Source organism: Mycobacterium sp. D16Q16 (genome assembly GCF_002013745.1).
Taxonomy (GTDB): domain Bacteria; phylum Actinomycetota; class Actinomycetes; order Mycobacteriales; family Mycobacteriaceae; genus Mycobacterium.
In genome coordinates this window covers 199,880-224,091 of the sequence record NZ_MAEY01000014.1, presented here as the reverse complement: position 1 = coordinate 224,091, position 24,212 = coordinate 199,880, and the positions used below count along the sequence as shown (strand labels likewise).

The following is a 24,212-nucleotide window of genomic DNA, read 5'->3' as shown; positions in this document are numbered from 1 at the left end:
TCACGCTCCGTTCAGGTTCTGGGTTGCGGGGTTGACAAGGTTCGCAAGGATTTTCACGGTGCGGTCGATCTGCTCGAAACTGTGGCTGGCCGTCACGAAGAAGCGCAGTCGCGTCTGATCGTTGGGCACGGCGGGGTACAGGATCGGATCGACGTTGATGCCGGATTCGCGCAGCTGCGCGGCCAGCAGAAGCGATCGGCGCGAGTCACCCACCACGAACGGGATGATCGGTGTCCCATTGCTGTCGCCGAACGAGAGACCGGCGCCCGCAAACGCGGCACGCATGTAGTCGGCGTTGGCATGCAGTGCGGCAACACGTTCCGGCTCGGCCTGCAGAATCTCGATCGAGGCGAGCGAGGCGCCGGCCGACGCCGGTGGCAGCCCGCAACTGTAGATGAAGCCGGGCAGGCTGTATTTCAGGTACTCGATCAGCTCGCGAGATCCGCCGAGGTAGCCACCGCAGCTGGACAGCGATTTCGACAGGGTGCCCATCCAGATGTCGACCTGAGAACGGTCCACGTCGAAGTGCTCGCCGATGCCGCCGCCGCCCGCACCGAGAACCCCGATGGAGTGCGCCTCGTCGACCATGAGCAGGGCGTCATGCCGCTTGGCCACCTCGATGAACGCCGGCAGGTCGGCGATGTCACCGTCCATGCTGTAGGCGCCTTCGATCACCACCAGAGCCCGACGGTATCGGTCGCGAACGGTGCCGAGTAGCTGGTCCAGATGTGCGGCGTCGTTGTGCTTGAACGGACGCCGCGTCGCACCGGACAAGCGGCAGCCCTGCATGATGCTGTCGTGCGCCAGCGCGTCGTGCAGCACGATGTCCTGCTCACCAAGAATGTGGCCGATGGCAGTGACATTCGTGGAATGGCCGCCGACGAGGGTGACCACATCCTCAACCTTCAGCAGCCGCGCGATGGCCGCCTCCAGCTCGCGGTGCACCGGCTTCTCCCCCGAAAGCAGTCGGCTTGCGGAAACCGATGTGCCGTAACGGCTCAACGCCTCTTGGGCGCGGGCGGTGACCCGCTCGTCCCCCGACAGTCCCAGATAGTTGTAGCTCGAGAAGTTGATCAGCACACGATCGCCCACGCGGGTGGTGTCATTGACAACCTGCTGGTGCACCGTGAAATACGGGTTCTCCGTGCCCTCGCTGTCGAAGTCTTTCAGCCGCTTGTCCAGCGCCTGCCACTCCGGGAAATCCGTGATCGTGCGCTCACGACTGACCCGCTCGACGAGGACCTCACCGGAGGGCTCGGGTTTCGCGACCACCACAGCCGTCTGCCCTGCTGCCAGAGCCACGACATTGCCCACTGTGAGTTCCTTGGCACTGAAGTCCTGCAGTGCAAGGTCCGGATTGCCCTTCTGCAGGGTCTTGAACAGCTCCGTGAGCATCAGCGAGTCAAAGCCCAGATCACCGACGAGGAGGTGTCCGGCGGTGAGCGCCGCCGCGTCATATGATCCAATGCGCGCGATCTCGTTGAGCGCATTGCTGTTTCGATTCACGGACGTACGCTGCGGGTTGGGTACCGTGACAGGTTCCACGGCGACGGGTATCGCGGGTACCGCCTGAGCAATCGGCGGCAGGTCGACGGCCTGGCTACCCAGGACCGTAGTGAGTAGCGCGGTCTGTTCACGCCAGAGCGAGATGATGTCCTGCACGAGGGGTGATTCCTTCCCGATAGGCGCGGATTGTGTCCGCTTCGCCGGAGAGCTGTCCTGAGGAATCGCCGCGAGGGTGCGCCGCGATTCACGCTTCTTCACCGGCCACAGTGACTTGGCGGGAACCGGCCGTGTGGTCAGCAGTGCGCCCGGGTGATCGGACGGGCCGTCCAATGCGGTGGGCACGCCAACCGAACGCAATTGGGCCCGTATCCGATTGAGCAGGCGAGCGTGCTCGGCGGTGTCCACCTCCACCAGATGATCGGCAGGAGCGCCCACCGACCGCGCGAGGTTCAACAGAGCACGCCCCGCACCGATCTGAAGAAAGACGGTGTCCGTGCCCCCGAGGGCGCCGAGGGCGCCGGAGAAACGCACCGGTGCGAGCGCGTGTTCACGCCACCGCGCGCGAATCTCCTCCGCATTGGTGTACTCGGATGCCGAGATGCACGATATGAAGGCGATTTCCGGGTTCCGGATGGGCAATTCCCCAACCAGCCTGTAGATTTCACGGTTCGCCGGTTCTAGCAGCGGACTGTGGAAGGCATGCGAGACGTTCAGCACCTTGTGCGGAACATCGGCGCCGATGAGTAGCGCACCGGCAGTGGCCAATCCGTCGGTGGTGCCGGCGAGGACGATCTGATCCGCGGCGTTGTGGTTGGCCACCCATACCGACGGAACGCCCTCGATGAGCGCGCGCAGCGTGGCCTCGTCACTTCGGCACGCGATCATCCCCCCGGCAGGAATGTCGGCATGGGCAATCGCCTCTCCCCGCCGGGCGGCAAAACGCACCGCCTCCTCGTCGGAGAGCACTCCCACGGTGGCGGCGGCGGCGAATTCCCCGACGCTGTGGCCCAGTACGACATCGGGAACGACACCGGCGCTGGCCAGATACTGCACGAGGGCCAGCTGCGTGATCAGCAGTGCCGGCTGGCAGCGGTCCGTGCTGGCGAGCGCCATCTCGGCATCCGGCGTGTGCTCGGCCGGATACATCACGTCGAGCAGTCCGGGGCTGTTCGCGGCCTCGGCGAGACGTTCGATAGTCGCATTCACCCCCGGCACCGCGGTTTTCAATAACGCGAGCTCGTTGACGGTCTGCGCCCCCTGGCCGGCGAACAGGAAGCAGACCCGAGGGATCGAGGAGGCCGGCTTGGCCGATCGATACCAGATGTCTTCGCCTATCCGCGTGGGAATCTCGCTACCTGCCTTGAGCACTGCGAGCGCGGCGCGCAGATGCTCGTGGAGCTCCAAGATCGAACCGGTGACGATCAGCAACTCCACCCCGCGGTCCTCGCGGCGTGTGAGCGTCCGGGCCACCTGTCCGAGGTCCAGGTCCGGTGTGGCGTCGATGTCGTCCAGCAGATACTGGCAGCGCACCTCGATATCGCTGGCATTTTCACCGCGAATCGGTATCACCCAGGAGTCCCGGGGTGTGCCTGTGCGCGCGACGTCACGCGGCTGACCCGCTTCCAGGAGTACATGCACATTGGTTCCGCCGAATCCGAACGCGCTGACACCCGCCACGTGCGGCCGTAGCGGCACAGCGGGCAGCGTGGTCGCCGATTCGGCGATGCGCCAACCCCGTTCCTCCAGATTTAGCGCTCCTCGTTTTTCACGAATGTTGGGCTGCGGCGGAATGATTCCGGTGCGCAACACCAGTGCCGTCTTAATCAGCCCGATCAGCCCCGCCGCGGACATGGCGTGCCCCACATTGGCTTTTGCACTGCCGAGATACCGCGGCAGATCCCCGCGGTGCGCCAGGCAAGAACTCAACGACTCGACCTCCACCGCGTCGCCAACCGGAGTGGCGGTACCGTGCGCCTCGACGTAATCGATCTGACCGGGATCCAGCCCCGCGTCCGCAAGTGCGAACTCGATCGCGGCGCGCTGTCCCGCGGCCTGCGGCTCCATCGGCCCGGCGCCGGAGCCGTCGTTGTTGCAGCCGACGCCACGTAGCCAGGCATGTACCTCGCCCCGCGCGGGCAGGGTGTCCTCGCGGGTCAACACGATGACGCCCGCGCCCTCACCGAGTACGAATCCGTCAGCGCTCGCGTCAAAGGGGGCGCAGACACCGGACTTTGAGACGGCGCCGATCTTCGAGAACATCACCAGCGAATCGGGCACCAGATTCAGGTGTACTCCGGCAACAATCGCCACCTCGCATTGCCGCGACCGCAGCGCAAGCACAGCGTTGTTCAGCGCGACCAGCGATGACGCGCAGGCGGCGTCGACCGCCATCGAAGGCCCGCGCAGATTGAACGCTCTGCTGATCATCGCGGCCGACATGTTGAGCAGCGAGCCCGGCATCGTGAACGGACGCACTACCGGGACATCCGCCGTCAGGGCCCGCGAGTCGATATCGGAGAGATTTGAGGAATCCCCGAATTGACCGGCGCCGAGCTGCACTCCGCGCAGGGGCGCACTCACCACCACCTCGCGAAAGTCGGATGTCGAGATACCGACGTATACGCCGACGCTGCGGCCCGCGAAGCTCTCCTGATCGAAGCCGGCATCCTCCAATGCCTCGCGCGTGGTGGTCAACAGGATCCGATGTTGCGGATCCATGACTTCGGCTTGCCGCGGCGAAATCCCGAAGGTAAGCGGATCGAACCGGTCGATACCGCTGACCGCGGCCATCACATCGGTGTAGGTGGTGTTGGGGCGCTTACCCTCGGGATCGAAGAACGGCCCATGCTCCCAGCGCTCCCGCGGGATCTGTCCGACGGCGGTGTCGCCTCGCAGCAGCATCTGCCAGAAGGATCGGACGTCCCCGGCCCCCGGTACCTGGCATGCCATCCCCACGATGGCCAGCGGCTCCGATGGACCGTTCCCGCGGTGCGCGTCCATCAGCCGGCGAGCTCAGCGGCCAGATGTGCACGTACGACGGCGGCCAGATCGGCGATCGTGTTCACCCTGACCAGCTCACGCGGAGGCAACCGGACTCCGGCGACCTCTTCGATATGCGTCAGGAATTCGAGGGTCTGCACCGAGTTGTAACCCAGGTCCGCGATCTCCGATTCGGGAGTGAGCTCGGGAAGCGCCTCGGTGGCCACCGACTCGATGGCCTCAACGACGAGGTCAAGCTCTTCGGAGAACACAATGTTGTTCGATGTCACCAGTCACCTCAAATATCTACGCGCGGATGATGTTTCGCAGCGATTGACAACGCTGTCATGGCGAACAGCGTCGAGGCTATGGAGATAAGTGGTGCGCTAAAACCCTGCACGTCCTGATGTGTCAAGTCAACGGCACGACCGGCCTTGTATGTCAGGTTGGATGACGTACAGATGTGATACTCAACACTTCCGGGAATGCATTACCCGTTCCGGTCGGCTGAAAGATATTCGCGCACAGCCTGTTCGAGGACCTGCATCGCGGTGGACATTGACCGAATGAGGTTCGATCCGGCGCTCAGTCCTCGGTAAAAGTATCGCCGCGCAGTGCGGCGATAACGTCCGCTGCGTGGCCGGCCACGACGACGTCGCCCACACGCTCGGCGGCCGCGTGTAGTGCCATCCAACGCCCCAGAAGTGCGGGGTGGCTCGGTGCGGGGTTCCCCAGGGCCACCGTGTCGTCGTCAATGTCGACATCGATGGTGAAGTACTCGTGGGTGGCCAGCCATACCCACATCAGCCGCGCATCCAGGATGCGCCGCGCGAGCATCTCGTCGTCCGCGAGCGCCGGTGCGATCGACACGACATCGGAGCTCCACGCCTCGGTCATCGCATCATCGAGCTCGGCGACCTCCTCGCGTTCGGTGGCGCCGAGGAACTCCGGGTAGACGGTGAGTGCGTGCGCGATGTCCAGCACGATGTCCCGGAATCCGCCCCATTCGTAATCGAGGATACGGACGCCGTGCTCGGTGACAAGGATGTTGTCGGGGGCAACCTCGGAAGGACTAAAGGCTCGAACGCCGCCCTTCTCGAAGAGTTCAGCTGTTTGCTGTAGGCGTGGAATCAGCGGCGTCGGTACCTCGAGGGAGTACTCACTCCTCAGGATCTGCTGCAGCGGGGCGATGGTGTCCGCTCCACCGAGGCGCTGCTGCGATGGGTCGACATCGGCCTTCTTCACATCAATGCGCCGAAGCAGTGCAGCAAAGTCTCCTTCGCGCCCCACCGTGGCCACATGCATCCGCCCCAGGGCTTGCGCCCACGCCATCAACGCGTGGTTTATCGCAGCGCGATTGCGCTCTGCGAGCAGTTCAGACATGGTCGGCGCGGAACCCAGGTCGGTGAGCACGATGAGTCGTTCGGCGATCGAGTAGGCAACCAGTTCTGGCCCGGGCCGATGCTTGGCCGTCAGGGAGTTTGCAAACTGGTACGACACGACCTCGCGCAGCACGGCGGCATGGGATCCGCCCTCGGGGACCTGCTTGATCACCATGGACTTCGGCAACGCGAAAGGGTTCTGCACCGCACGGACCCGAATAACGATCGCAGGCCCGCTGCCACCGAGATCTTCGGGTTCAGCCAACGTCACGGTTGCCCCCGCGCGCTTGGAGAGCAACTCCTCAGCTGTGGCGATAACCTGCGCGACGGGGTCTGCCAATAATGTGGTCATTACCGCCTCACCTTACCCCGTCTTTATAAGACTGTGGGGCGGCACACACTCATCTCAGAATTCACATCCATGCATTTGCCAGCGGGTGTCGTGGGCGTTGCCCTTGCGCGTTCTGACCGATCGGTCTAATTTGAGACCATGCGGTCTGCAGAGACATTGACCTTCACTGAACGGGCCCGACGGGCACAGATAGTGGCGGGCGCCATCGAGGTGCTCGCCGGTGCCGGGTATCCGCAGACGTCGCTGGCGAAAATTGCCGAGCACGTCGGAGTGGCCAAGAGCGCGGTGCTGTATCACTTCACATCGAAAACTGAGGTCATCGAATCCGTGATGCTCGAGGTGTTCACCCGGGCGTGCACCGCGATCGTGCCCGCAGTGCAGGCAGAGACCACCGCGATCGCACGTCTCACGGCCTACATCAGGGCCAACATCGAGTTCGTCGTCAGTAATCGGATGGCCGCGATCGCCCTACTGGAGATCATCACCGGTTATCGCAGTCAGGACGGTCTGCGGTTCGACCAGGCGGCGGCAGGCGCAGCGCCCCCCGCCGAGTTCGCCGCGATGGACCCCGAGGCGATTTTCCTCGACGGCGTCGCGACCGGTGAGTTCCAGTCGGTGTCGCCCCGGTTCATGAAGAACGCCTTGCGGGCGGCGCTGGATGGCGCCGTGTGGGAACTGGGACGTGACCCCGACTATGACGCCACCGGATACGGAGAACAACTCGTCGACATGTTCACCAAGGCCGTCGGGACAGCGCCATGACAACGATCGTGATCTCCGCATATGGCACCCGTGGAGACGTGGTGCCGCTGACCGGGCTGGGAAAACGGCTGCGCGACAGCCTGTCTGTGCACGTGGTCATTGCCGCGCAAGAACCCTATGCACACCTGGTACGTGCATCCGGTCTGGAATTCCGTCCGTTGCCCGGAGATACCGAAGCGGCAACTCGAGACTGCGAGCATGGTCAGGCACTCGTGGACGGCGCGCGGATGCGCCCCTCGGGGGCAGCTCTCACTGAGATGCGGGCAGGACTTGCGGGAGTCGGCGAGGCGATGGCCGAAACTGCGCACGATGCCGATGTTCTGCTGACCGAAGGCCCAGTGGGCACCCTGCTGGGGTATCACGTTGCCGAAGCACTCGACATACCCAGTGCAGGCCTCTCACTTCAACCGGCCTGCCCCACCGCCGATTTTGCGCCACCGCCACTGACCGTCCGGTCGTTTGGCACCTGGGGTAACCGGTTGGTGTGGCGCCTTGCCCAGTGGGGGGAACGGATCTACACACCGCTCATCGATGATCTGCGCCACCATCTCGGACTGGCCCCCGCTTCACTGCGCCGCTACCACGACATCCGCGCGAGACACTGGCCCATGGTGCACGGCTACAGCCGTCACGTTGTCGCACGCCCCCGCGATTGGCGACCGCACTGGCATCAGACCGGGTACTGGTGGCCCGATCATGACGACACCTGGCTCCCCCCACAAGAACTGAGCGAATTTCTCGACAACGGGCCCGCTCCCGTCTTCATTGGCTTCGGCAGCACCGCTACCGCCAAGGGACACGAGCTCTCGGAGACCATCGACACCGCGATACGTCGAGCCGGAGTACGGGCAGTGGTGCAACGCGGGTGGGCCGGACTCGCCGGCCTGGGCGATGACGCCATCACCGTCGACGATGTTCCGCACTCCTGGCTGTTTCCGCGAATGGCCGCCGCCGCGCACCACTGCGGCGCCGGAACGGCCGCCGCCGCATTGCGGGCCGGAATCCCCTGTGTTCCCATCCCGGGCATCATGGACCAGCCCTTCTGGGCTCACCGATTGGGGCACATCGGGGCCGCCTGTACACCGCTGCCGCGTACGTCGCTTCGGGCCGACCAACTCTCGGCATCGATCACAGAGGTGATCACCTTCTCACGGTATCGACAAGAAGCCCAACGCATTTCACGACTCGTTCGTGATGAGGACGGTATCGGGGCGGCAGTGGACGTCATCGCCGCACTGTTGGATGCCACGACGACGAAAGGTGCACATCATGGCCACTGAACTCCTCATGGGCAACGCGCTACTGGCCGGAGCCATCACGCTGGCGGGCGGTGCGATCGGCGCGGGTATCGGCGACGGCATGGCGGGAGCACAGCTCATCGCCGGGGTAGCCCGCCAGCCGGAATCTCAGAACCGGCTATTCACACCGTTTTTCATCACCGTCAGCCTGGTCGAAGCCACCTTCTTCATCAATGTGGCCTTCATGGCTCTGTTCGTATTCGCCACCCCGGGCGGGTAACTACCCGGTTGCGGGCTCCCCCACGGCCGTGACGATCTCGTGGATCAGTCGCATCTTCTCCAGCACCGGACCGGGCAGCACGAACGGATACAGATCGTCGCGCCCCATGGAGCGGTTGACCATGTTCAGCGACCAGGCCAGGGGCAGCCACATCTCGATGATGGTGTCGAATCCGCTGGGGCCCAGCACCCTGCGATCGAAGGTGCCGCCGGCGGGCGCCAGGGCGAAGGCAGCGGCAGTGTCCAACGTATCGCGGACATGCAGGTAGTGCGCGAAGGTCTCCGCCCAATCCTCGGCGGGATGCATGGTGGCGTAGGAGGAAACGAAACTCGCCTCCCAGCCTTCCGGCACCCCCTGCTGATAATGCCGGTCAAGGGCCGCCTGGTAGTCGGCATTCGGATCGCCGAATAGCGCGCGGAACCTCTCCACATGATCCGGCGTGGTTTCGACGAGTCGGTAATAGAAGTAGTGCCCAATCTCGTGACGGAAATGGCCGAGCAGTGTGCGATACGGCTCATCCATCGAGATGCGAAGCTGCTCTCGGTGCACGTCATCGCCCTCGGCGAGATCCAGCGTGATCACCCCGTTGTGATGCCCCGTCATCACCTGCTGTTCTTCACTGGACAGCAGATCGAAGGCCAGTCCGAACTCGGGGTCGACGTCTCGCCCCGTCACCGGTAGTCGCAGCTCGGCGAGCTCAGCGATGAGCCGGCGCTTCGCCTTCTCCGCGTCGGCGAATGCCGGCAAGGCCGTTCCGTCAGAATCGCTGGGCCGAGTGCGCGTGAGCACGCAGGACGCACACAACGTGTCCGTCCCGGTACCGTCCACCAGCCAATTACATTCGGCTACATGCAGATTCGCACACAGGTGATGATTCTCGGAGTCGACGAACCCGGGCCCGTCGTCCTGGGCGATGACCAGCAGGGCCTTGTCCTCGAGCGAGAACCCGACGTGACTTCCGCAGGCCAGGCAGACCGAGTTCTCGAACGCCAGATGCTGACCGCACTGCGGACAGATGAAGTCACGCATGAGCGGGGCTCTCCTCACACGGTGCGACGTCCACCGACACCTTGATCGTGCTGCTGTCGGAATCGGTATAGATGATGCCGCGCAAGGGCGGGACGTCGGCGTAATCGCGACCCCAAGCGACGGTGACATACCGCTCGTCGGCAATCGTGTCATTCGTCGGGTCGAACGCGACCCATCCGTCGGGCGGGACCCACACCGCTGCCCACGCATGGGTGGCGTCGGCGCCAACCAGGCGCGGCTGCCCGGGCGGCGGATTCGTGGCCAGGTAACCGGACACATAGCGCGCCGCAAGTCCCTGGGTGCGCAGTGCCGTCGCCGCGATGCGGGCGAAGTCCTGACAAACTCCCTCCCCCGCAGCCAGCACTTCGCTGACCTTGGTGGAAATGGTGGTGGACCCCGAGCGGTACTGGAAGTCACGATAGATCCGGCCCATCAGGTCCACGACCGCCTCCCCGAGTGGCCGTCCCACGGTGAAACTCACTGCGGCGTAGGCGCGTACATCATCGGTGATCTCAGGGGGCACCAAGTCCAGCACGAACTCGGCAGCCAGTGCGCCGGCCCCGGTCGCGTCCCCGAATGCCGGGCGAGCCAGCTCCCACGCCTGCTCCCACCCCGCCGCAGGGAGCGGTGGGATGCTGACGTCAACGATCGAGCGGGCGGTAACGCTGAGCTCCCGGTGCGGCGTGGTGACGTGGAAGTACGAGCTGAGGTTTCCGTACACGTCCCTGCCGGTGGAGCTGTCCGAGGGCTCCGGTTCGACGATCAGTTCATTCGATTCACAATGCTGCCAGTCGGTGTCGCGCGGCGTGAGGTAGCCGCGCCCATACGAACTGGTGACATCGTCGGAGTATTTGTACAGGGTTCGGTGCGTGACCTGGTACCGGATCACGGATGAACCGCCCGCGCGAAGACCATCGGTCACGGCAATCTCCGCCCCGGGTCAGGGCCCCACAGTGGCTGCATGCCGGTCGGCATGGACAGGTGCGTCTTGGTGACCACCGAGGACAATTCGCGCAACGCCTGATGGACGTTGTCGAGGGTGTCCGCGAGTGTGTCGCGCTGCCCATCGTCGCCCGCAGCGTCCAGATCAGCCGGATCGATCCGGCGCAGCTGCGTCACCAAGTCCTCCACCAACCGCTCCGGACGTGAGGTTCCCGAGGCACTCGGCAACGACTTGAGGTCGGTGCGTAGCGACTCCACCTGATACAGCAGGGATCTCGGATTGACGGCATCGAACAGCAGCAGGTCGGCCACGGCCTCCAGGCTGATCTTGCCCCGGGTGCGACGGCGGTACATCACCGAAGACTCGCACGCCACCAACGTCGACTCGGTCACGGACTGCTCGGCCGCGCGGCCGCGGACCGTCGTGAGTGTGGAACGCAGCAAGGCTGTCAGGCCGAGGCCCCGTTCGATGCGCTTACCGATATCCATGATCGTCCAACCGATATCGTGCACCGTCGATTCCGCCGCCAGCCCCGCCAGCGCGAGAAGCCCTGCCAATACCTGAGTTTGGGTGGCGGCAAGCACCGTGTCGTCCGCACGGGTGGGGCTGCCGCCGGACCGCGCGCTCTCGTCGTACTCGGCCGCCGCGGTCACGATGGCGCGATCCATGCCGCCGAGCACCATCCAGGTGTCATTGGACATCTGATCTCGAACAGCGCGAGCCGCCAGACCCAGCCGCTCGACCGATTGCGCCAGGGACCCGACCCGCTCCTTGTCCACCGTCAACGACCACAGCTGTGTTCCCAGATCCTCGGAACTGGTGTCGGTGCCGGTGATGTCGCCAAGTGCCTTCAACAGCACCGGGACGCATTCACTGGCCTCCATGAACTGCCGGTACCGGTACTCGTGGAACCGTTCCCGGGTGACGGACAACAGCCGGACCAGATTCTCCGCGCGCTCTCCGTACCGCCCCAGCCAGAACAGATCGGACAACACACGCGGTGAGCTGACCGCGTCAGCGCCCGCCAGGCGACCAGCGGGCAGATCCAGCGAGGCCACGGTCAGGGCTCGCTCGGTCTGATCGCGATCTGGCTGTTGAACCCAAATATCCTTGGCGGCAATACTGTTGAGCGTCGATCCTGAGTTTCCGGAAGCGCCGACGTATCCGAGACCACCGATCATCGGCGCGTACCCGCCGCGCTGCGCCACCGTGAACAGTCGCATACCGATCGGCGCTGCGGTCAGAGCACCCGAGCGCAGATATGTGGGAGCCACCGACAGTTCGGGAAGTTCCTGACCAATCCAGCACCAGGGCGCCGCCTCGACGCGTGCCCGCAAGGTCTCCAGTGTCTGCGCCGACTGCAATGGTCCGGTGTAAACCTCTTCCCCCACTGTTGATTTGACCAGCAGCGAGCCAAGATTCGCGAGCAGATGCGATCGTTCCGCGTCGATGCCGCCCCACCAGGTTTGACCTCCGGACAAGGCGAGCGGCTCATCGAGCAGCCGCCGCGATAGCTCCGGCAGGAAACGAGCCAGGCCCGGATTCTCCAACACCCCGCTGCCCAGCGAGTTGACGACGGTCACCGCGCCCCGGCGAAGCACCTCGACCAAGCCGACGACTCCCAGTCGTGAGTCGGCCCGCAGATCCAGCGGATCGGAGTAGCCGGCGTCGACTCTGCGCAACACCACGTCCACCCGGCGCAGGGTGCCCAGTGACCGCATCCACAGCTTGCCGTCGCGCACCACCAGATCGGCGGACTCGACCAGCGGAAAACCCAGTACCGACGCGAGGTACGCCTGATCGAAGGATGTCTCCGAGTGGATACCGGGACTGAGCACCACCACCGACGGATCCTCGACCGACTCCGGCGCGACATCGATAAGCGCCAGGCGAAGTGTCTGCGCGAACGACGAGGTCGGCCTCGGCGCCATCTTCTCGTAGAGATCAGGAGCGGCATGGGCCACCACGCGGCGGTCCGCCATCGCGTACCCGGCACCCGATGGCGCCTGCGTCCAGTCGGCATTCACCCGAAACTCGCCGGCGCCGGTGCGGCCGACATCACAGCCGAGCAGGAACAGCTGATGCCTGCCGGGCAAGGCCATGCCGTGCGCCGCGCGCACATATCCCGGATGTGCGAAGAGCAGCTGTGGCGGCAGCGCACCGGAGCTGATCAACTCCTGCGGCCCGTACAGGTCGCTGAGGATGGCGTCCAGCAGCGTGGCCCGCTGCGTCAGCCCGACCTCCAGTACGTCCCAGTCGGCAGAGTCGAGGAGCAGCGGGAGCCCATCCAGACGCCACGGGACCGGATGAGTGGGCGCATCGGGTGCGGGCGTCGATACCGAGACGCGTCCGGGATCCATGTAGGTGATGCCGTCGCTGTCGACAAGAGTGCGGACGCGATCGAGCAGACGATCCAAACCAGGACGGCCACGCTGCGCGATGGCGTCGGCCAGGTCGGTCCAGGCCGGGCGAACGCTGCCATCAGGTGCCAGGAACTCGTCGTAACCCGCCTGGCTGCCCCGTCGGCCGACCTCGAACAGTGCTCCCTGGGCACGAATGCTGCGGTACTGCGCGATCAGCGGGTTATCGGCCACAGAGAAGTCGGGTCCGACGGGAGCCCCCGAAGCAGGTGCTACCACCGGTCGTACCTTCCTTCCCGTTACGCTGCCGTTTCTACGCCCTATCGACCGCCTACCTGCGTCCCACCGTTCTCGCACGGCGTAGATCCAGGATGCCGGGCGCCACGGCATCGGTAGACATGCGGGCTTGTTTCTCGCGCAAGTCTGACAAATCAACGTGCCCGGTGGTGTAACCGGTGGCATCGAAGCGCCTCCCACGGCGTGCCTCGGCGGCCACCGCGTTGACGGGAGGGTCGTCATAGGACCGGCCACCCGGGTGCGATACGTGGTACGTACAGCCGCCGCGAGACAACGCGTTGGCAGTGTCGATGAGCTCGAAACGCAGCGGGTCGTCGACGGTGATGCTCGGATGCAGCGCGCTGGGCGGCTGCCACGCCCGGTATCGGACGCCGGCTACCTGAACGTCCGGGTTGGCGGTCGAGAGCAGCGGGATGGGCTCACCATTGCAGGTGACGACGTACCGGGAACGATCGGCTCCGATGACTCGCACCTGCACACGCTCAATCGAGGAATCCACGTATCGCGCGGCACCTCCGGCGGTTGCCTCCTCTCCCAACACCCGCCACGGTTCGATGGCCCCGCGCAGTTCAATCTCGATACCGTCGAACACCGCGGTGCCGATCCGGGGGAACCGGAACTCGGTGAACGGATCGAGCCAGCTGGTTTCAAAGGCGATGCCATGCGCACGCAGCTCGGCGGCAACCTGAGCAATATCATGAATAATGAAGTGCGGCAACAGGTAACGGCCATGCAGATTCGCGCCATGACGGATCAGCGGTGCGCGCAGCGGTTGCTCCCAGAACCTGGCGACCAGTGCGCGCACCAGCAGCGACTGGACCATCGCCATCTGGAAATGCGGCGGCATCTCGAATCCACGCAGCTCCAGCAGGCCCAGACGCCCGCGGGCGCTGTCGGGGCTGTACAGCTTGTCGATACAAAACTCCGCCCGGTGAGTGTTCCCGGTGATATCGGTGAGCAAATGCCGCAGCGCCCGGTCGACATGCCACGGAGCAGGATGCTCGGAAGGATCGCGATCGGGCGCCTTCGTCAATCTGTCGATCTCCGCGAAGGCGATCTCCAACTCGTACAACGCCTCTTCTCGACCTTCGTCGACGCGAGGGGCCTGCGATGTGGTGCCGACGAACCGTCCCGAGAACAGGTAGGACAACGCGGGATGATGCTGCCAGTAGGTCAGCAGCGACACCAGCAGATCGGGGCGGCGCAGCAAGGGTGAGGTCGCCGGGGTCCGGCCCCCGAGTGTGATGTGGTTACCCCCGCCGGTCCCGGTGTGCGTGCCATCCACGTCGAACGATTCGGTGGTCAGCCGCGCCTTGCGTGCCTCCTCGTACAGCGCCTGCAGCTGGCGGGACTGTTCGGCGAAACTCCCGGTGGGGGTCACGTTGACCTCGATGACCCCCGGATCGGGAGTGACACTCATGACTTCCAGCCGGGGGTCCGGCGGCGGTCCATACCCTTCGATCACCAGCGGGCAGGTGACGGCGGCCTCGACGCGCGCGATGAGATCCACGAAGTCGTCGAGGCTTTGCACCGGCGGCAGGAACAGATACAGCAGCCCGTCGCGAATCTCGGCGACCAGGGCAGTGGGGGGTGCTCCGTCAGCGGGCACCACAACGGCGTCCGCGCCGACCCGTTGTGCGCCGAGCTCCGCGGTGACACCGAGCGGGTCAGCCTCGGTGGGGTGCGGTGCCGGCTGCCAGGAGATGGAATCAAGTGGGAGCCGGAGCCCCGCCGGGGACGATCCCTGCGTCAGGACAATCCGTCCGCGGCGCAGTGTCCAGTCGGCGCTCTCCCAGCGGCCGCCGTCCTCCCCGCGGTGCAGGGGCAGCAAGTACGCGGCCGGCCCGGTCACCTGCTCGTCCAGACGGGTCAGCAGTTCTGACCGTCGATCTTCCGAGTCTTCCTGCGGTGCCGGGTCATCGGCTGCCGCGACCGGATCGCCCTCGGGACGCCGAACGGATGCGGCGAGTTGACTCAGCGGATCCTCGTACACCGCGCGTACCTGGCTCTCGGGCAGCCCGAGATCACCCGCCAGAGCGAGCAGCAGCGCGCGGTCGGCGCCCTCGGGGGTAGACCACTGACGATCCTCGGCCCACGGGTCTGCGAGCAGTTCGGGGTCAGACCACAGTGCCTGGCCGTCGCGCCTCCACTGCAAACCAATCTGCCACCGCGGCAGAGGTTCGCCGGGGTACCACTTTCCCTGGCTGCGCTGTACCAAACCTGTTGGCGCCCAGAGCGCTTTGAGCCGGGCGGCCAGATCGGAGGCACGTACCCGCTTCTGTGGCCCGTCGGCCGCGGTGGTCCACTCCTCGGCAACCTGGTCGTCGATCGACACGAATGTCGGCTCGCCACCCATCGTCAACCCCACCTCGGCGGTATCGAGCCGAGTGTCGATCTCCGCACCCAACGCGGTGACGGCCTCCCACACCGACGCCGTGTACGGCAGCGTGACTCGTGGATCTTCGTGCACACGGGTGACGGTGTTGGAGAAATCGAGGGTGGACTCGCACACATCGGTTGCCCCGGAGATGGCGGCAGACGTCGACGGATGCGGAGTCGCCGAGAGCGGAATATGCCCCTCACCGGCGAGCAGCCCCGACGTGGGATCAAGCCCGACCCATCCGGCACCGGGAATGTATACCTCGGCCCAGGCATGCAGGTCGGTGAAGTCCGCGACCGGCCCTGAGGGACCGTCGATTTCGACGATGTCCGAGGTCAGTTGCACCAGATATCCAGACACGAAGCGGGCGGCAAGCCCCTTCTGCCGCAGGATGGACACCAGCAACCAAGCGGTGTCACGGCAGGAGCCGATACCCACTGCCAGCGTCGTGTCGGGGCTCTGAACACCGGGCTCCAACCTCACCGCATAACCGACATCCGAGCACAGCGCCTGGTTGAGCGTGACGAGGTAATCGATGATGCGTGTGTTCGGTGCCATAGTGAAGTTGGCCACCCAGGCCTGAACCAGTTCACCGGGACCCGAACCCGGCACGGATTCATCCACCAGTTTGAGATAGGGCTCCAGGTCCGCCGCCAACGCGGCCGGATAGACAAACCCGACGTGCTCGGCCCACTCCTCGATGAAAAAGTCGAACGGATTGACCGATTTCAGATCCGCGATGAGTCCGACGGTGATCGATAGCCGTCGGGTCCGCTTCGGAAACACCACGCGGGCAAGGAAATTACCAAAGGCATCCTGTTGCCAGTTGATGAAGTGATCGTCAGGTGCGATACGCAACGAGTAGGCCTCGATGGGGGTTCGGGTGTGCGGAGCGGGGCGCAATCGAATCTCGTGCGGATGCACCTGCACGAGTCTGTCGAATACGTAGCTGGTCCGGTGCTCCAGCGCCACCTTGATGCCCATCGGCTGATCCCACCATAACCTGGCCTCACCCGCATGGCCTGCGATTCAGGGCACAATGAACCGGTGGCCACCTGGGAGGACGTAACAGGCGTCGCATCGGTGCTCCCCGAGGCGCTCGAAACCGCCCCACGCGTGTGGAAGGTGCGCAAAAAACTGTTCGTCTGGGAACGGCCGTTGCGGAAGAGTGATCTGGCAGCACTGGGAGATTCGGCCCCCGACGGCGACATACTGGGCGCCCGCGTCGACGATGAGGGCGTCAAACACGCGTTGATCGCCGAGGAACCGAACGTCTACTTCACCACGCCACATTTCGACGGTTACCCGATCGTGCTCGCCCGGTTGGAGGCCATTTCGCCGCCGGACCTCACCGAACTGATCACCGAAGCCTGGCTGTGCCAGGCGCCGAAGACGCTGGCACGCAGATTCCTCGACTAACGGCGACGCAGCTCGAAGATCGGGATCGCCCGGTCGGTCTTCTCCTGGTAGTCAGCGAACACGGGAACTTGCTCGACGACCTTCGGATACAGCGCGTCGCGCTCGCCAAGCGAAAGCTCGTGGGCGATCACGTCATAACCGCCGGTTCCGATGTCGATATGCGCATGTGGATGTGCGCGCAGGTTGTGCACCCAGGCAGGGTCCTTGTCGGCACCGCCGAATGAGCCGACGATGTAGATCTTCTCATCGATATCGAAGTAGGCCAGCGGATTCAGACGCTGCTGCCCACTCTTGGCACCGGTGTTGGTCAGGAGCAGAATCGGTACACCGGCGAACTGTCCGCCGACCTCTCCGCCGTTGGCACGGAACTCCTGAGTGATGCCGTCATTGAATTCGTTGATCACTGCGGCGGGCTGTTCATTGAAAGGTGTGTCATCGGTCACCTCACCAGAGTGCCACTGCTGCGCCGCGTTCTCAGGTTCCGCTGACAGGATGGCTGGATGACGGTCGCCGCCTCTTCGTCCCGACGGTGGTTCGGTTCGACCGAGATCCTGATGGTGGCGCTCATCGCGATGGCCCTGGCCGCGAGCTGGTTACGCGGGATTGTCGATGGTAACGAGAAGCTGGCGACCGCCGGGACCGTGTTCTGTGGGGTGTTCGTCCAGGCTGTCCCGTTCCTTGCGCTCGGGGTGATCGTGAGTGGGCTCGTCGCGACGTTCGTCACCCCAGAACGGCTGGCGCGGTGGCTACCGAACCGATCAGTCGCCGCGGTGGCGGTGGCGGGTGTGAGCGGTGCGGCACTGCCCGGCTGTGAATGCGGTTCGGTTCCGGTGGCGCGCCGGCTGTACGGACCAGGATCCGTCGGTGCTGCCGCACTCACCTTCATGTTGTCGGCGCCGGCGATCAACCCGGTGGTACTGGTCGCTACCGCGGTCGCCTTCCCGGGCCAGCCAAAGATGGTGCTGGCGCGCGCGGTGGCCTCCCTGCTGACCGCCATGGTGATGGGCATGGCGTGGTCCCGGTGGGGACGGGACAGCTGGGTCACCCGCACGCTGCCCGTCGCGCACGCCGGATCCTCTTCCCGCTGGACGACATTCACCGAGGCGGCCCGGCACGACTTTCTGCAGGCGGCCTCGTACCTGGCGATCGGCGCGGTGGCCGCGGCGGCCTTGCACGTGCTGGTTCCGGCCTGGGTGTTCGAGCATCTGGCGGGCAATCTCGTGGTGGGTGTGGTGACCATGGCGCTGCTTGCCGTGGTGCTCGCGCTGTGCTCGGAAGCCGACGCTTTCGTCGCCGCGAGCATCACGATGATGCCGCTGATTCCGCGGCTGGTCTTCCTCGTGGTCGGTCCGGCCGTCGACGTGAAGCTCATCGCGATGCAGTCGGGCATGTTCGGACGGCCCTTCGCGGCCCGGTTCTCGCCGCTGACATTCGTGGTCGCCACCGTCGTCGCGACGGGTGTCGGACTGGCGGTGCTGGGGACCTCATGAGGCGCGACACGGAGAACACGCTGCTGATCCTGCTGGGGGTCAGCGTGGCCATGATCGCGGTGACCGGAACTTTCACTCGCTACGTCAAGCCCGGACTGCTGCCGTGGCTCGCCGGTTCTGCGGTCATCGTGATCGGGCTCGGTCTGGCAGCGATCATCCGCGATGTGCGCCGCGGCCACACAGACCATGACGATGAGCACGACGGCCACGGAGGTCACACCCACAAACACGGCGCCACATGGTTTTTGGTGCTGCCGATCGTTCTGCTCATCTTCATCGTGCCCCCTGCCCTCAGCGCTCGTTCCATCGCGCCGGCCAACATCGGCGCATCGGCCAACACGCCCCGGCGGGCCTTCCCCCCACTGCCACCCGGTGAGGCGCCATCGGTGCCACTGCCGGAGGTCCTGATGCGCATCGCCGCAGGTTCCTCGGACACGCTAAGCGGCCACACCATCACCGTCACCGGGTTCACGTTCAAAGAGGGCGAGCACACCGACCTGGCCAAGATCGTCATCGTGTGCTGCGCCGCGGATGCCCAGCTGGCGCGGTTGCATATGACGGGCCCGGCGGCCGCGTCGGCATCGGCGCTTCCGGAGAACACCTGGATCTCGGCGACCGGCATTGTGCCGGGCGGTCAGAGCTACCGCGGCCCGTCGTCCATTCCCGTCATCGAGGTCACCGGCATCACCCGCACCGATCCACCCAAGAGCACCTACTGAGCGGAGGCACGTTGCGGTACAAGGCATACCTGTTCGACGTGCAGGGCACGCTGCTGGATTTCTTCGAGCCCGTGTCACACGCGGTGGCCGCGCACGCTCCCAGCATCGATGCGGCCGATTTCACGCGTGCCTGGCGCGCGGACTATTTCAACCGCGTCGCACATCTGGCTCAGTCCGTGGATGACTGGACACGGGTGCAGGATCTCTACGCGCTCGGCTTCGCGGATATCTGCGAGACGTTCGGGCTGCCGCGTCCGGACGTTGCGACCGCCGAGCTCGTCGCGTCCAGCTGGCAGCGCCTGCTGCCATGGCCGGATGTACCCGCCGGGCTGTCGGGGCTGCGTTCACAGGCCGTCGTGGCCACCCTGTCCAACACCGATATGGCCACCATGGTGAATCTGTTCAAACGCCTGGGCATTTCCTGGGACGCAGTGCTCACCGCGGAGGTGTTCGGCAGCTTCAAACCGGATCCGGTGGTGTACCGGCGCGCGCTCGGCTACCTCGGTATCGCACCCGGAGACGCTGCGATGGTGGCCGCACATCCGTATGACCTGCGCGCCGCACGAGAAATCGGCATGGGCACTGTGTTCGTCTCACGGCCCTATGAATACGGCGATCCCGCGTTGGCTCATGACGACCCCGACGAGGAGTTCGATCAGCGGGTCGCCGATATCGGAGATATCGCCTAGCGCAGCCCGCGCGGTCGCACCATCAGGACCAACACCCCGGCCAGGACAATGCCGAAAAGGTTGACCGCCAGCTGCAGCGCCGACAGTCCGGCGATTTCCCATTCCCCCACAGTCGCGGCGACCACCGCGAATCCCGCGGCCGGCACGGTGGTCACCGAGATGAACACCCCTACCAGCGCCGCCGATTTCGCGGACATCAACGACAGCATGCCGGCCGCGCCCGCCAACAACGCGACCACCAACGAGAACGGCCCCACCTGGAATATGAAGTCGACCTGCTGCAGCTCACGCACACTCTTCAACGTGACCCACCCGGCGCCCTCGGCCGCCAGCGCCCCGATGGCAGTCACCGCCATCGCCACCGGGAATCCCACCACCAATGCCAGCAGCGACCGGCGCGCCAGCGACCATTTTCGCCGCACGATCGAAACCGCCAGGGCGGCAAGCGGACCGAACTCGGGTCCCACCACCATGGCACCGACGATGGTGACCGGTGAATCGGTGACCACGCCAACCGCGGCGATCAGGCAGGCCAGGCACAGGAAGGCCAGGAACGTCAGGTTGAGGGCAGATTCTTCGCGGGTGCGCCCGATCAGTTCATCCCAGATGACGGCATCGGCGGGGTCGCCTTCGGCGTCGTCCTCGGCCTCATAGGCGGTCTGCGAGATCACGGTGTCGAGTACTTCCGCGGTGATCGATCCCCGCCTGTCGATATCGATCGCCTTGAGTCCGTCGAGCACATCGTTGGCCGTCTCGCGAGCCACGTCGGCGGTAATCACATCACCCTCCGGGCTGATCGCTGCCCCGGGCACACGCACGATATGTGCGACCCCCGTTGTGGTAGAGAGGAACTCCACCACCTGATCGGAGAGATCGGCGGGCGCGATGACCCGGACGTGCAGCACGTGCGCTACGCGTCCGGCTTACCCGGCTTATCGGCCTTATCGGGTTTCGCGTCGATTCCGGACTCCTTGCGCTGCGCCGGGGTGATCGGCGCCGGGGCATCCGTGAGCGGATCCACACCGCCGCCGGACTTCGGGAAGGCGATGACTTCGCGGATGGACGGGGTACCCGCGAGCAATGCGGTCACCCGGTCCCAGCCGAAGGCGATGCCCCCATGGGGCGGTGCACCGAACGCGAAGGCGTCCAGCAGGAATCCGAACTTGTCCTGGGCCTCTTCGTTACTGATGCCCATGACCTTGAACACACGTTCCTGGACATCACGGCGATGGATACGGATTGATCCGCCACCGATCTCGTGCCCGTTGCACACGATGTCGTAGGCGTAGGCGAGTGCCGATCCCGGATCGTTGTCGAAGGTGTTCTCCGACTCCGGCTTCGGTGAGGTGAAGGCGTGATGCACCGCGGTCCAGGCACCGGAGCCAACCGCCACGTCACCGGCGGCGGTGGCGTCGTCGGCGGGCTCGAACATCGGCGCGTCCACCACCCAGGCGAATGCCCAGGCGTCGGGGGCGATCAAGTCGAGGCGCTGGGCGATCTCGCCGCGCACCGAACCCAGCAGCGCCCGCGAGGATTTGACAGCACCGGCGGAGAAGAAGATGCAGTCACCCGGGCTGGCGCCGACATGCGCTGCCAGCCCATCGCGTTCGGCGTCGGTGAGGTTCTTGGCGACAGGCCCGCCCAGGGTGCCGTCCTCCCCCACCAGCACGTAGGCCAGGCCCTTGTGTCCGCGCTGTTTGGCGAATTCCTGCCAGCCGTCCAGGGTCCGGCGCGGCTGATCGGCGCCGCCCGGCATCACCACCGCCCCCACATAGGGCGCCTGGAACACCCGGAAGCTGGTGTCCGAGAAGTACTCCGTGCATTCCACCAGCTCGAGGCCGAACCGCAGGTCCGGCTTATCGCTGCCATAGCGGCGCATCGCCTCGGCGTAGGTGATCCGCGCGATGGGTGTGGGCACGTGATATCCGATCAGGTCCCACAGCGCGACGAGAAGCTCCTCGGCGAGCGCGATGACATCGTCCTGGTCCACGAAGCTCATCTCGATATCGAGCTGGGTGAACTCGGGCTGCCGGTCGGCGCGGAAATCCTCGTCCCGGTAGCACCGCGCGATCTGGTAGTACCGCTCCATACCCGCGACCATGAGCAGCTGCTTGAACAGCTGCGGGCTCTGCGGCAGCGCATAGAAGCTGCCCGGCTGCAGACGGGCCGGCACCAGGAAGTCGCGCGCGCCCTCCGGAGTCGATCGCGTCAGCGTCGGAGTCTCTACCTCAACGAAATCATGGCGGGCCAGCACGCTGCGCGCCGCGGCGCTTACCTTAGAGCGCAACCTGATTGCGTTGCCCGGACCCTCGCGGCGCAGATCCAGGTACCGGTACTTCAGGCGCGCTTCTTCACCCGCGGTCTCATCCAGCTGGAAGGGCAGCGGCGCGCTCTCGTTGAGCACGATGAGCTCGGCCGCATTCACCTCGATGTGGCCGGTCGGGATTTCGGCGTTGGCGTTGCCCTCGGGCCGGACCTCGACCACACCGGTGACCTTGACGCAGAATTCGGCGCGCAACCGATGGGCCTGTTCGAGCACCGCGTCATCACGGAACACCACCTGGGACACGCCGGAGGCATCACGCAGGTCAATGAAGATGACGCCGCCGTGATCGCGCCGTCGAGCCACCCAGCCGGCAAGCGTCACGCGCTGTCCGGCGTCCGACTCCCGCAACGTACCCGCGTCGTGAGTGCGCAGCACAAAAGATCCCTTCGACAGTGCTTGTTATACAAAAAGGCCAGTGTTTAGAGGTTTGAGCCTAGCGGCCCGCGTTCCTTGCCCTGCCGGGGCGCCGCGTCGAGACTCAGTGCACCTGGGCCCAGGCCGTACGGCGCGCCGAGTCCGGGTCCTCGATGGTGACGTCGGAACGAGACCGGATGATCCGCGTGCGCCGACCGTCTGCCCCATAGGTCGGCCAGTCGTCCGGCCCGTCTCCCGTGGCGAAGTCCAGCCAGGCCCGCTGCATGCGGCGCCCCACCGAGGGCATCATCCGTGCCCCGAGCGGGCTCAGCAACATCCCCACAAATGATCCATAACTGTGCTGGACATGCACGATCTCACTGCCGTGGGTGGCGCCCAGACCGAGGAGCTTGAGCCCCCACGCGGTGTGGTCGAACCGGTACATATACGTGTCGACGAAGGCACTGTAGGCATCGGCGAACGCCCACATGGGTGCGGCGAACATGGCGTCTGAGCCCACCGCCACCAGGGCCGAACGGCTCGGGTACCGCGGGTACGCGGCGATGATCGCGTCTTGATACTCCGGCCCCACCCGATTGAAGTAGCCGTTGACGGTCGGCTCGGTAGTGGGCAGCATCGGCGGTTTTACCCGCGCGAACATCGACGCCTCATGGCTGTTAGACCCGATGATCAGCGGCACCTGGTGCACCTCGCCGCGCCGCGCCGCCTCGATGGGGTGATGCGGCAGCAGGTCTGTTCCGTGTGTCAGGCCATATCCGAGGATCGGCGTATCGGTGGCGCTTTCGATCTGCAGTTTGGCCGCGCCGCGGCGCAGTTCCCGCTGTGGCAACACCTTGAGCCGACTGGGATCGGTGACGTCGAGCAGCTCCATGTATCGGTGCGCACGCCGGTCACGCAGGGCCTTGTCGGCGATCAGCGGCAACGCCGGGCTCTGTGCGATGGCACGCCCGAACAGTCCTGCCGCTGCCGGACTCGCCAGCAGTGCCAGCACCGATGTCGCCCCCGCTGACTCGCCGAAAATGGTGACCCGGTCGGGGTCCCCGCCGAAGGCCGCGATGTTGTCGCGCACCCATCTCAGCGCCGCGATCTGGTCCCGCAGCGCCAGGTTGTCGTCGAAACCCTCTCCCAGGGCGCTGAGCTCCAGTCCGCCCAGTGCCCCGATCCGGTAGGTGACATTGACGACGACGACATTGCCGTTGGCGGCAAGGCGCGCGCCGCTGTACAACTCCAGCTGCCCGGCGCCGAAGACAAAAGCCCCGCCCGGGATCCAGACCATGACAGGCAGGTTGGCGTGGATGTCCGGCGACCAGACCGTGACGGTCAGACAGTCTTCGCCGCGAATCTTGGGGTCATCGCGGCCGGCGCCCACAAACGATTTACCTTGCGGCGGCAACGGCGCATGTTCGATGGCGTCACGCACCCCGTCCCAGGGTTCCAGCGGGACGGGAGCCAGGAATCGAAGCTGGTCGACTGGCTGTCGCGCATAGGGCACTCCGCGCCAGACAGAAACACCGCCTTCGGTGGTTCCACGCAAGTCCCCCAACGGCGTGCGGACGACGGTCGGCAGGGCGACGTCAACGGCCACGCATCGAATCGTAATGCGGATCAGCGCTCCGGAGGCGAAGGCCCCGCCGGAAAGTCCCGGGCCGGACATGAACTCTTCGCCATGTAGCGATACGCCCGTTC

The 24,212-nt window shown here is 65.3% G+C and carries 18 protein-coding genes; 7 read left to right on the top strand and 11 right to left on the bottom strand.

The window, feature by feature from the left end:
* From B4394_RS16095 to B4394_RS16085, 3 genes are all read right to left on the bottom strand, one after another.
* On the bottom strand, positions 1 to 4,506 hold the full coding sequence (locus B4394_RS16095; protein ID WP_078315656.1) for a type I polyketide synthase: 4,506 nt from the start codon (positions 4,504 to 4,506) through the stop codon (positions 1 to 3).
* Positions 4,506 to 4,775: an acyl carrier protein gene (locus B4394_RS16090; RefSeq protein WP_078315655.1), complete on the bottom strand. Its 270-nt coding sequence runs from the start codon at positions 4,773 to 4,775 to the stop codon at positions 4,506 to 4,508. The genes B4394_RS16095 and B4394_RS16090 overlap by 1 nt, the downstream gene beginning before the upstream one ends.
* A 295-nt stretch (positions 4,776 to 5,070) precedes the next feature.
* The gene (locus B4394_RS16085) at positions 5,071 to 6,219 is read right to left on the bottom strand and encodes a kinase (RefSeq protein WP_078315654.1); all 1,149 of its coding nucleotides are present in this window, start codon (positions 6,217 to 6,219) and stop codon (positions 5,071 to 5,073) included.
* A gap of 138 nt (positions 6,220 to 6,357) precedes the next feature.
* Between B4394_RS16085 and B4394_RS16080 the strand changes: the two genes are divergently transcribed.
* The 3 genes from B4394_RS16080 to B4394_RS16070 are packed head-to-tail and all read left to right on the top strand — an operon-like array spanning position 6,358 to position 8,499.
* Entirely contained in the window at positions 6,358 to 6,981 is a 624-nt protein-coding gene (locus tag B4394_RS16080) for a TetR/AcrR family transcriptional regulator (RefSeq protein WP_078315653.1), read from the top strand.
* On the top strand, positions 6,978 to 8,261 hold the full coding sequence (locus tag B4394_RS16075) for a glycosyltransferase (protein WP_078315652.1): 1,284 nt from the start codon (positions 6,978 to 6,980) through the stop codon (positions 8,259 to 8,261). Before B4394_RS16080 ends, B4394_RS16075 begins: the two co-directional genes overlap by 4 nt.
* Positions 8,262 to 8,268: 7 nt before the next feature.
* Positions 8,269 to 8,499 (top strand): F0F1 ATP synthase subunit C, encoded by a 231-nt coding sequence (locus B4394_RS16070; protein ID WP_499971781.1) that lies wholly within the window; start codon positions 8,269 to 8,271, stop codon positions 8,497 to 8,499.
* On the opposite strand, the gene B4394_RS16065 is transcribed toward B4394_RS16070, so the two are convergent.
* The 4 genes from B4394_RS16065 to B4394_RS16050 all read right to left on the bottom strand — a co-directional run bounded on the left by B4394_RS16065 (position 8,500) and on the right by B4394_RS16050 (position 16,492).
* Positions 8,500 to 9,528, bottom strand: coding sequence for a zinc-binding metallopeptidase family protein (locus B4394_RS16065; RefSeq protein ID WP_078315651.1), 1,029 nt, complete (start codon positions 9,526 to 9,528; stop codon positions 8,500 to 8,502). It abuts the gene before it with no gap.
* Positions 9,521 to 10,456, bottom strand: coding sequence for a transglutaminase family protein (locus B4394_RS16060; protein WP_502688530.1), 936 nt, complete (start codon positions 10,454 to 10,456; stop codon positions 9,521 to 9,523). The genes B4394_RS16065 and B4394_RS16060 overlap by 8 nt, the downstream gene beginning before the upstream one ends.
* A complete protein-coding gene (locus B4394_RS16055) occupies positions 10,447 to 13,050 on the bottom strand; it encodes a circularly permuted type 2 ATP-grasp protein (RefSeq protein WP_078315696.1) in 2,604 nt (867 codons plus the stop codon). Before B4394_RS16055 ends, B4394_RS16060 begins: the two co-directional genes overlap by 10 nt.
* 112 nt (positions 13,051 to 13,162) lie before the next feature.
* Positions 13,163 to 16,492, bottom strand: coding sequence for a transglutaminase family protein (locus B4394_RS16050; protein ID WP_078315649.1), 3,330 nt, complete (start codon positions 16,490 to 16,492; stop codon positions 13,163 to 13,165).
* A 63-nt stretch (positions 16,493 to 16,555) separates the two neighbouring features.
* Between B4394_RS16050 and B4394_RS16045 the strand changes: the two genes are divergently transcribed.
* Complete coding sequence (locus B4394_RS16045) at positions 16,556 to 16,927, top strand: MmcQ/YjbR family DNA-binding protein (protein ID WP_078315695.1); 372 nt, start codon at positions 16,556 to 16,558, stop codon at positions 16,925 to 16,927.
* Here the strand turns inward: B4394_RS16045 and B4394_RS16040 are convergent.
* Positions 16,924 to 17,370 carry a nitroreductase family deazaflavin-dependent oxidoreductase gene (locus B4394_RS16040; RefSeq protein ID WP_078310717.1) on the bottom strand — a complete coding sequence of 149 codons (447 nt, stop codon included), beginning with the start codon at positions 17,368 to 17,370 and terminating at the stop codon, positions 16,924 to 16,926. The genes B4394_RS16045 and B4394_RS16040 overlap by 4 nt on opposite strands.
* A 57-nt stretch (positions 17,371 to 17,427) precedes the next feature.
* Here B4394_RS16040 and B4394_RS16035 point away from each other — a divergent pair, with 57 nt between their 5' ends.
* Genes B4394_RS16035 through B4394_RS16025 form a run of 3 tightly spaced genes read left to right on the top strand, consistent with a single transcriptional unit; the run spans position 17,428 to position 19,825 of the window.
* Entirely contained in the window at positions 17,428 to 18,417 is a 990-nt protein-coding gene (locus B4394_RS16035) for a permease (protein ID WP_078315648.1), read from the top strand.
* The gene (locus tag B4394_RS16030; RefSeq protein ID WP_078315647.1) at positions 18,414 to 19,136 is read left to right on the top strand and encodes a TIGR03943 family putative permease subunit; all 723 of its coding nucleotides are present in this window, start codon (positions 18,414 to 18,416) and stop codon (positions 19,134 to 19,136) included. Before B4394_RS16035 ends, B4394_RS16030 begins: the two co-directional genes overlap by 4 nt.
* Positions 19,137 to 19,147: 11 nt before the next feature.
* Positions 19,148 to 19,825, top strand: a complete 678-nt coding sequence (locus tag B4394_RS16025) for a haloacid dehalogenase type II (protein ID WP_078315646.1) — start codon at positions 19,148 to 19,150, stop codon at positions 19,823 to 19,825.
* Here the strand turns inward: B4394_RS16025 and B4394_RS16020 are convergent.
* From B4394_RS16020 to B4394_RS16010, 3 genes are all read right to left on the bottom strand, one after another.
* The gene (locus tag B4394_RS16020; protein ID WP_078310727.1) at positions 19,822 to 20,730 is read right to left on the bottom strand and encodes a DUF389 domain-containing protein; all 909 of its coding nucleotides are present in this window, start codon (positions 20,728 to 20,730) and stop codon (positions 19,822 to 19,824) included. The two genes, B4394_RS16025 and B4394_RS16020, sit on opposite strands and share 4 nt — an antisense overlap.
* Positions 20,731 to 20,735: 5 nt before the next feature.
* The gene (aspS, locus tag B4394_RS16015; protein WP_078310729.1) at positions 20,736 to 22,526 is read right to left on the bottom strand and encodes an aspartate--tRNA ligase; all 1,791 of its coding nucleotides are present in this window, start codon (positions 22,524 to 22,526) and stop codon (positions 20,736 to 20,738) included.
* 103 nt (positions 22,527 to 22,629) lie between these two features.
* The gene (locus B4394_RS16010; protein ID WP_286142093.1) at positions 22,630 to 24,180 is read right to left on the bottom strand and encodes a carboxylesterase/lipase family protein; all 1,551 of its coding nucleotides are present in this window, start codon (positions 24,178 to 24,180) and stop codon (positions 22,630 to 22,632) included.
* Positions 24,181 to 24,212 lie beyond the last annotated feature (32 nt).

Excerpts from the sequence above, each read along its gene's own strand:
- B4394_RS16095 (WP_078315656.1), bottom strand. The coding sequence starts at position 4,506 with ATGGACGCGCACCGCGGGAACGGTCCATCGGAGCCGCTGGCCATCGTG.
- B4394_RS16085 (WP_078315654.1), bottom strand. The coding sequence starts at position 6,219 with ATGACCACATTATTGGCAGACCCCGTCGCGCAGGTTATCGCCACAGCT.
- B4394_RS16080 (WP_078315653.1), top strand. The coding sequence starts at position 6,358 with ATGCGGTCTGCAGAGACATTGACCTTCACTGAACGGGCCCGACGGGCA.
- B4394_RS16075 (WP_078315652.1), top strand. The coding sequence starts at position 6,978 with ATGACAACGATCGTGATCTCCGCATATGGCACCCGTGGAGACGTGGTG.
- B4394_RS16070 (WP_499971781.1), top strand. The coding sequence starts at position 8,269 with ATGGGCAACGCGCTACTGGCCGGAGCCATCACGCTGGCGGGCGGTGCG.
- B4394_RS16065 (WP_078315651.1), bottom strand. The coding sequence starts at position 9,528 with ATGCGTGACTTCATCTGTCCGCAGTGCGGTCAGCATCTGGCGTTCGAG.
- B4394_RS16050 (WP_078315649.1), bottom strand. The coding sequence starts at position 16,492 with ATGGGCATCAAGGTGGCGCTGGAGCACCGGACCAGCTACGTATTCGAC.
- B4394_RS16035 (WP_078315648.1), top strand. The coding sequence starts at position 17,428 with ATGACGGTCGCCGCCTCTTCGTCCCGACGGTGGTTCGGTTCGACCGAG.
- B4394_RS16030 (WP_078315647.1), top strand. The coding sequence starts at position 18,414 with ATGAGGCGCGACACGGAGAACACGCTGCTGATCCTGCTGGGGGTCAGC.
- B4394_RS16010 (WP_286142093.1), bottom strand. The coding sequence starts at position 24,180 with ATGTCCGGCCCGGGACTTTCCGGCGGGGCCTTCGCCTCCGGAGCGCTG.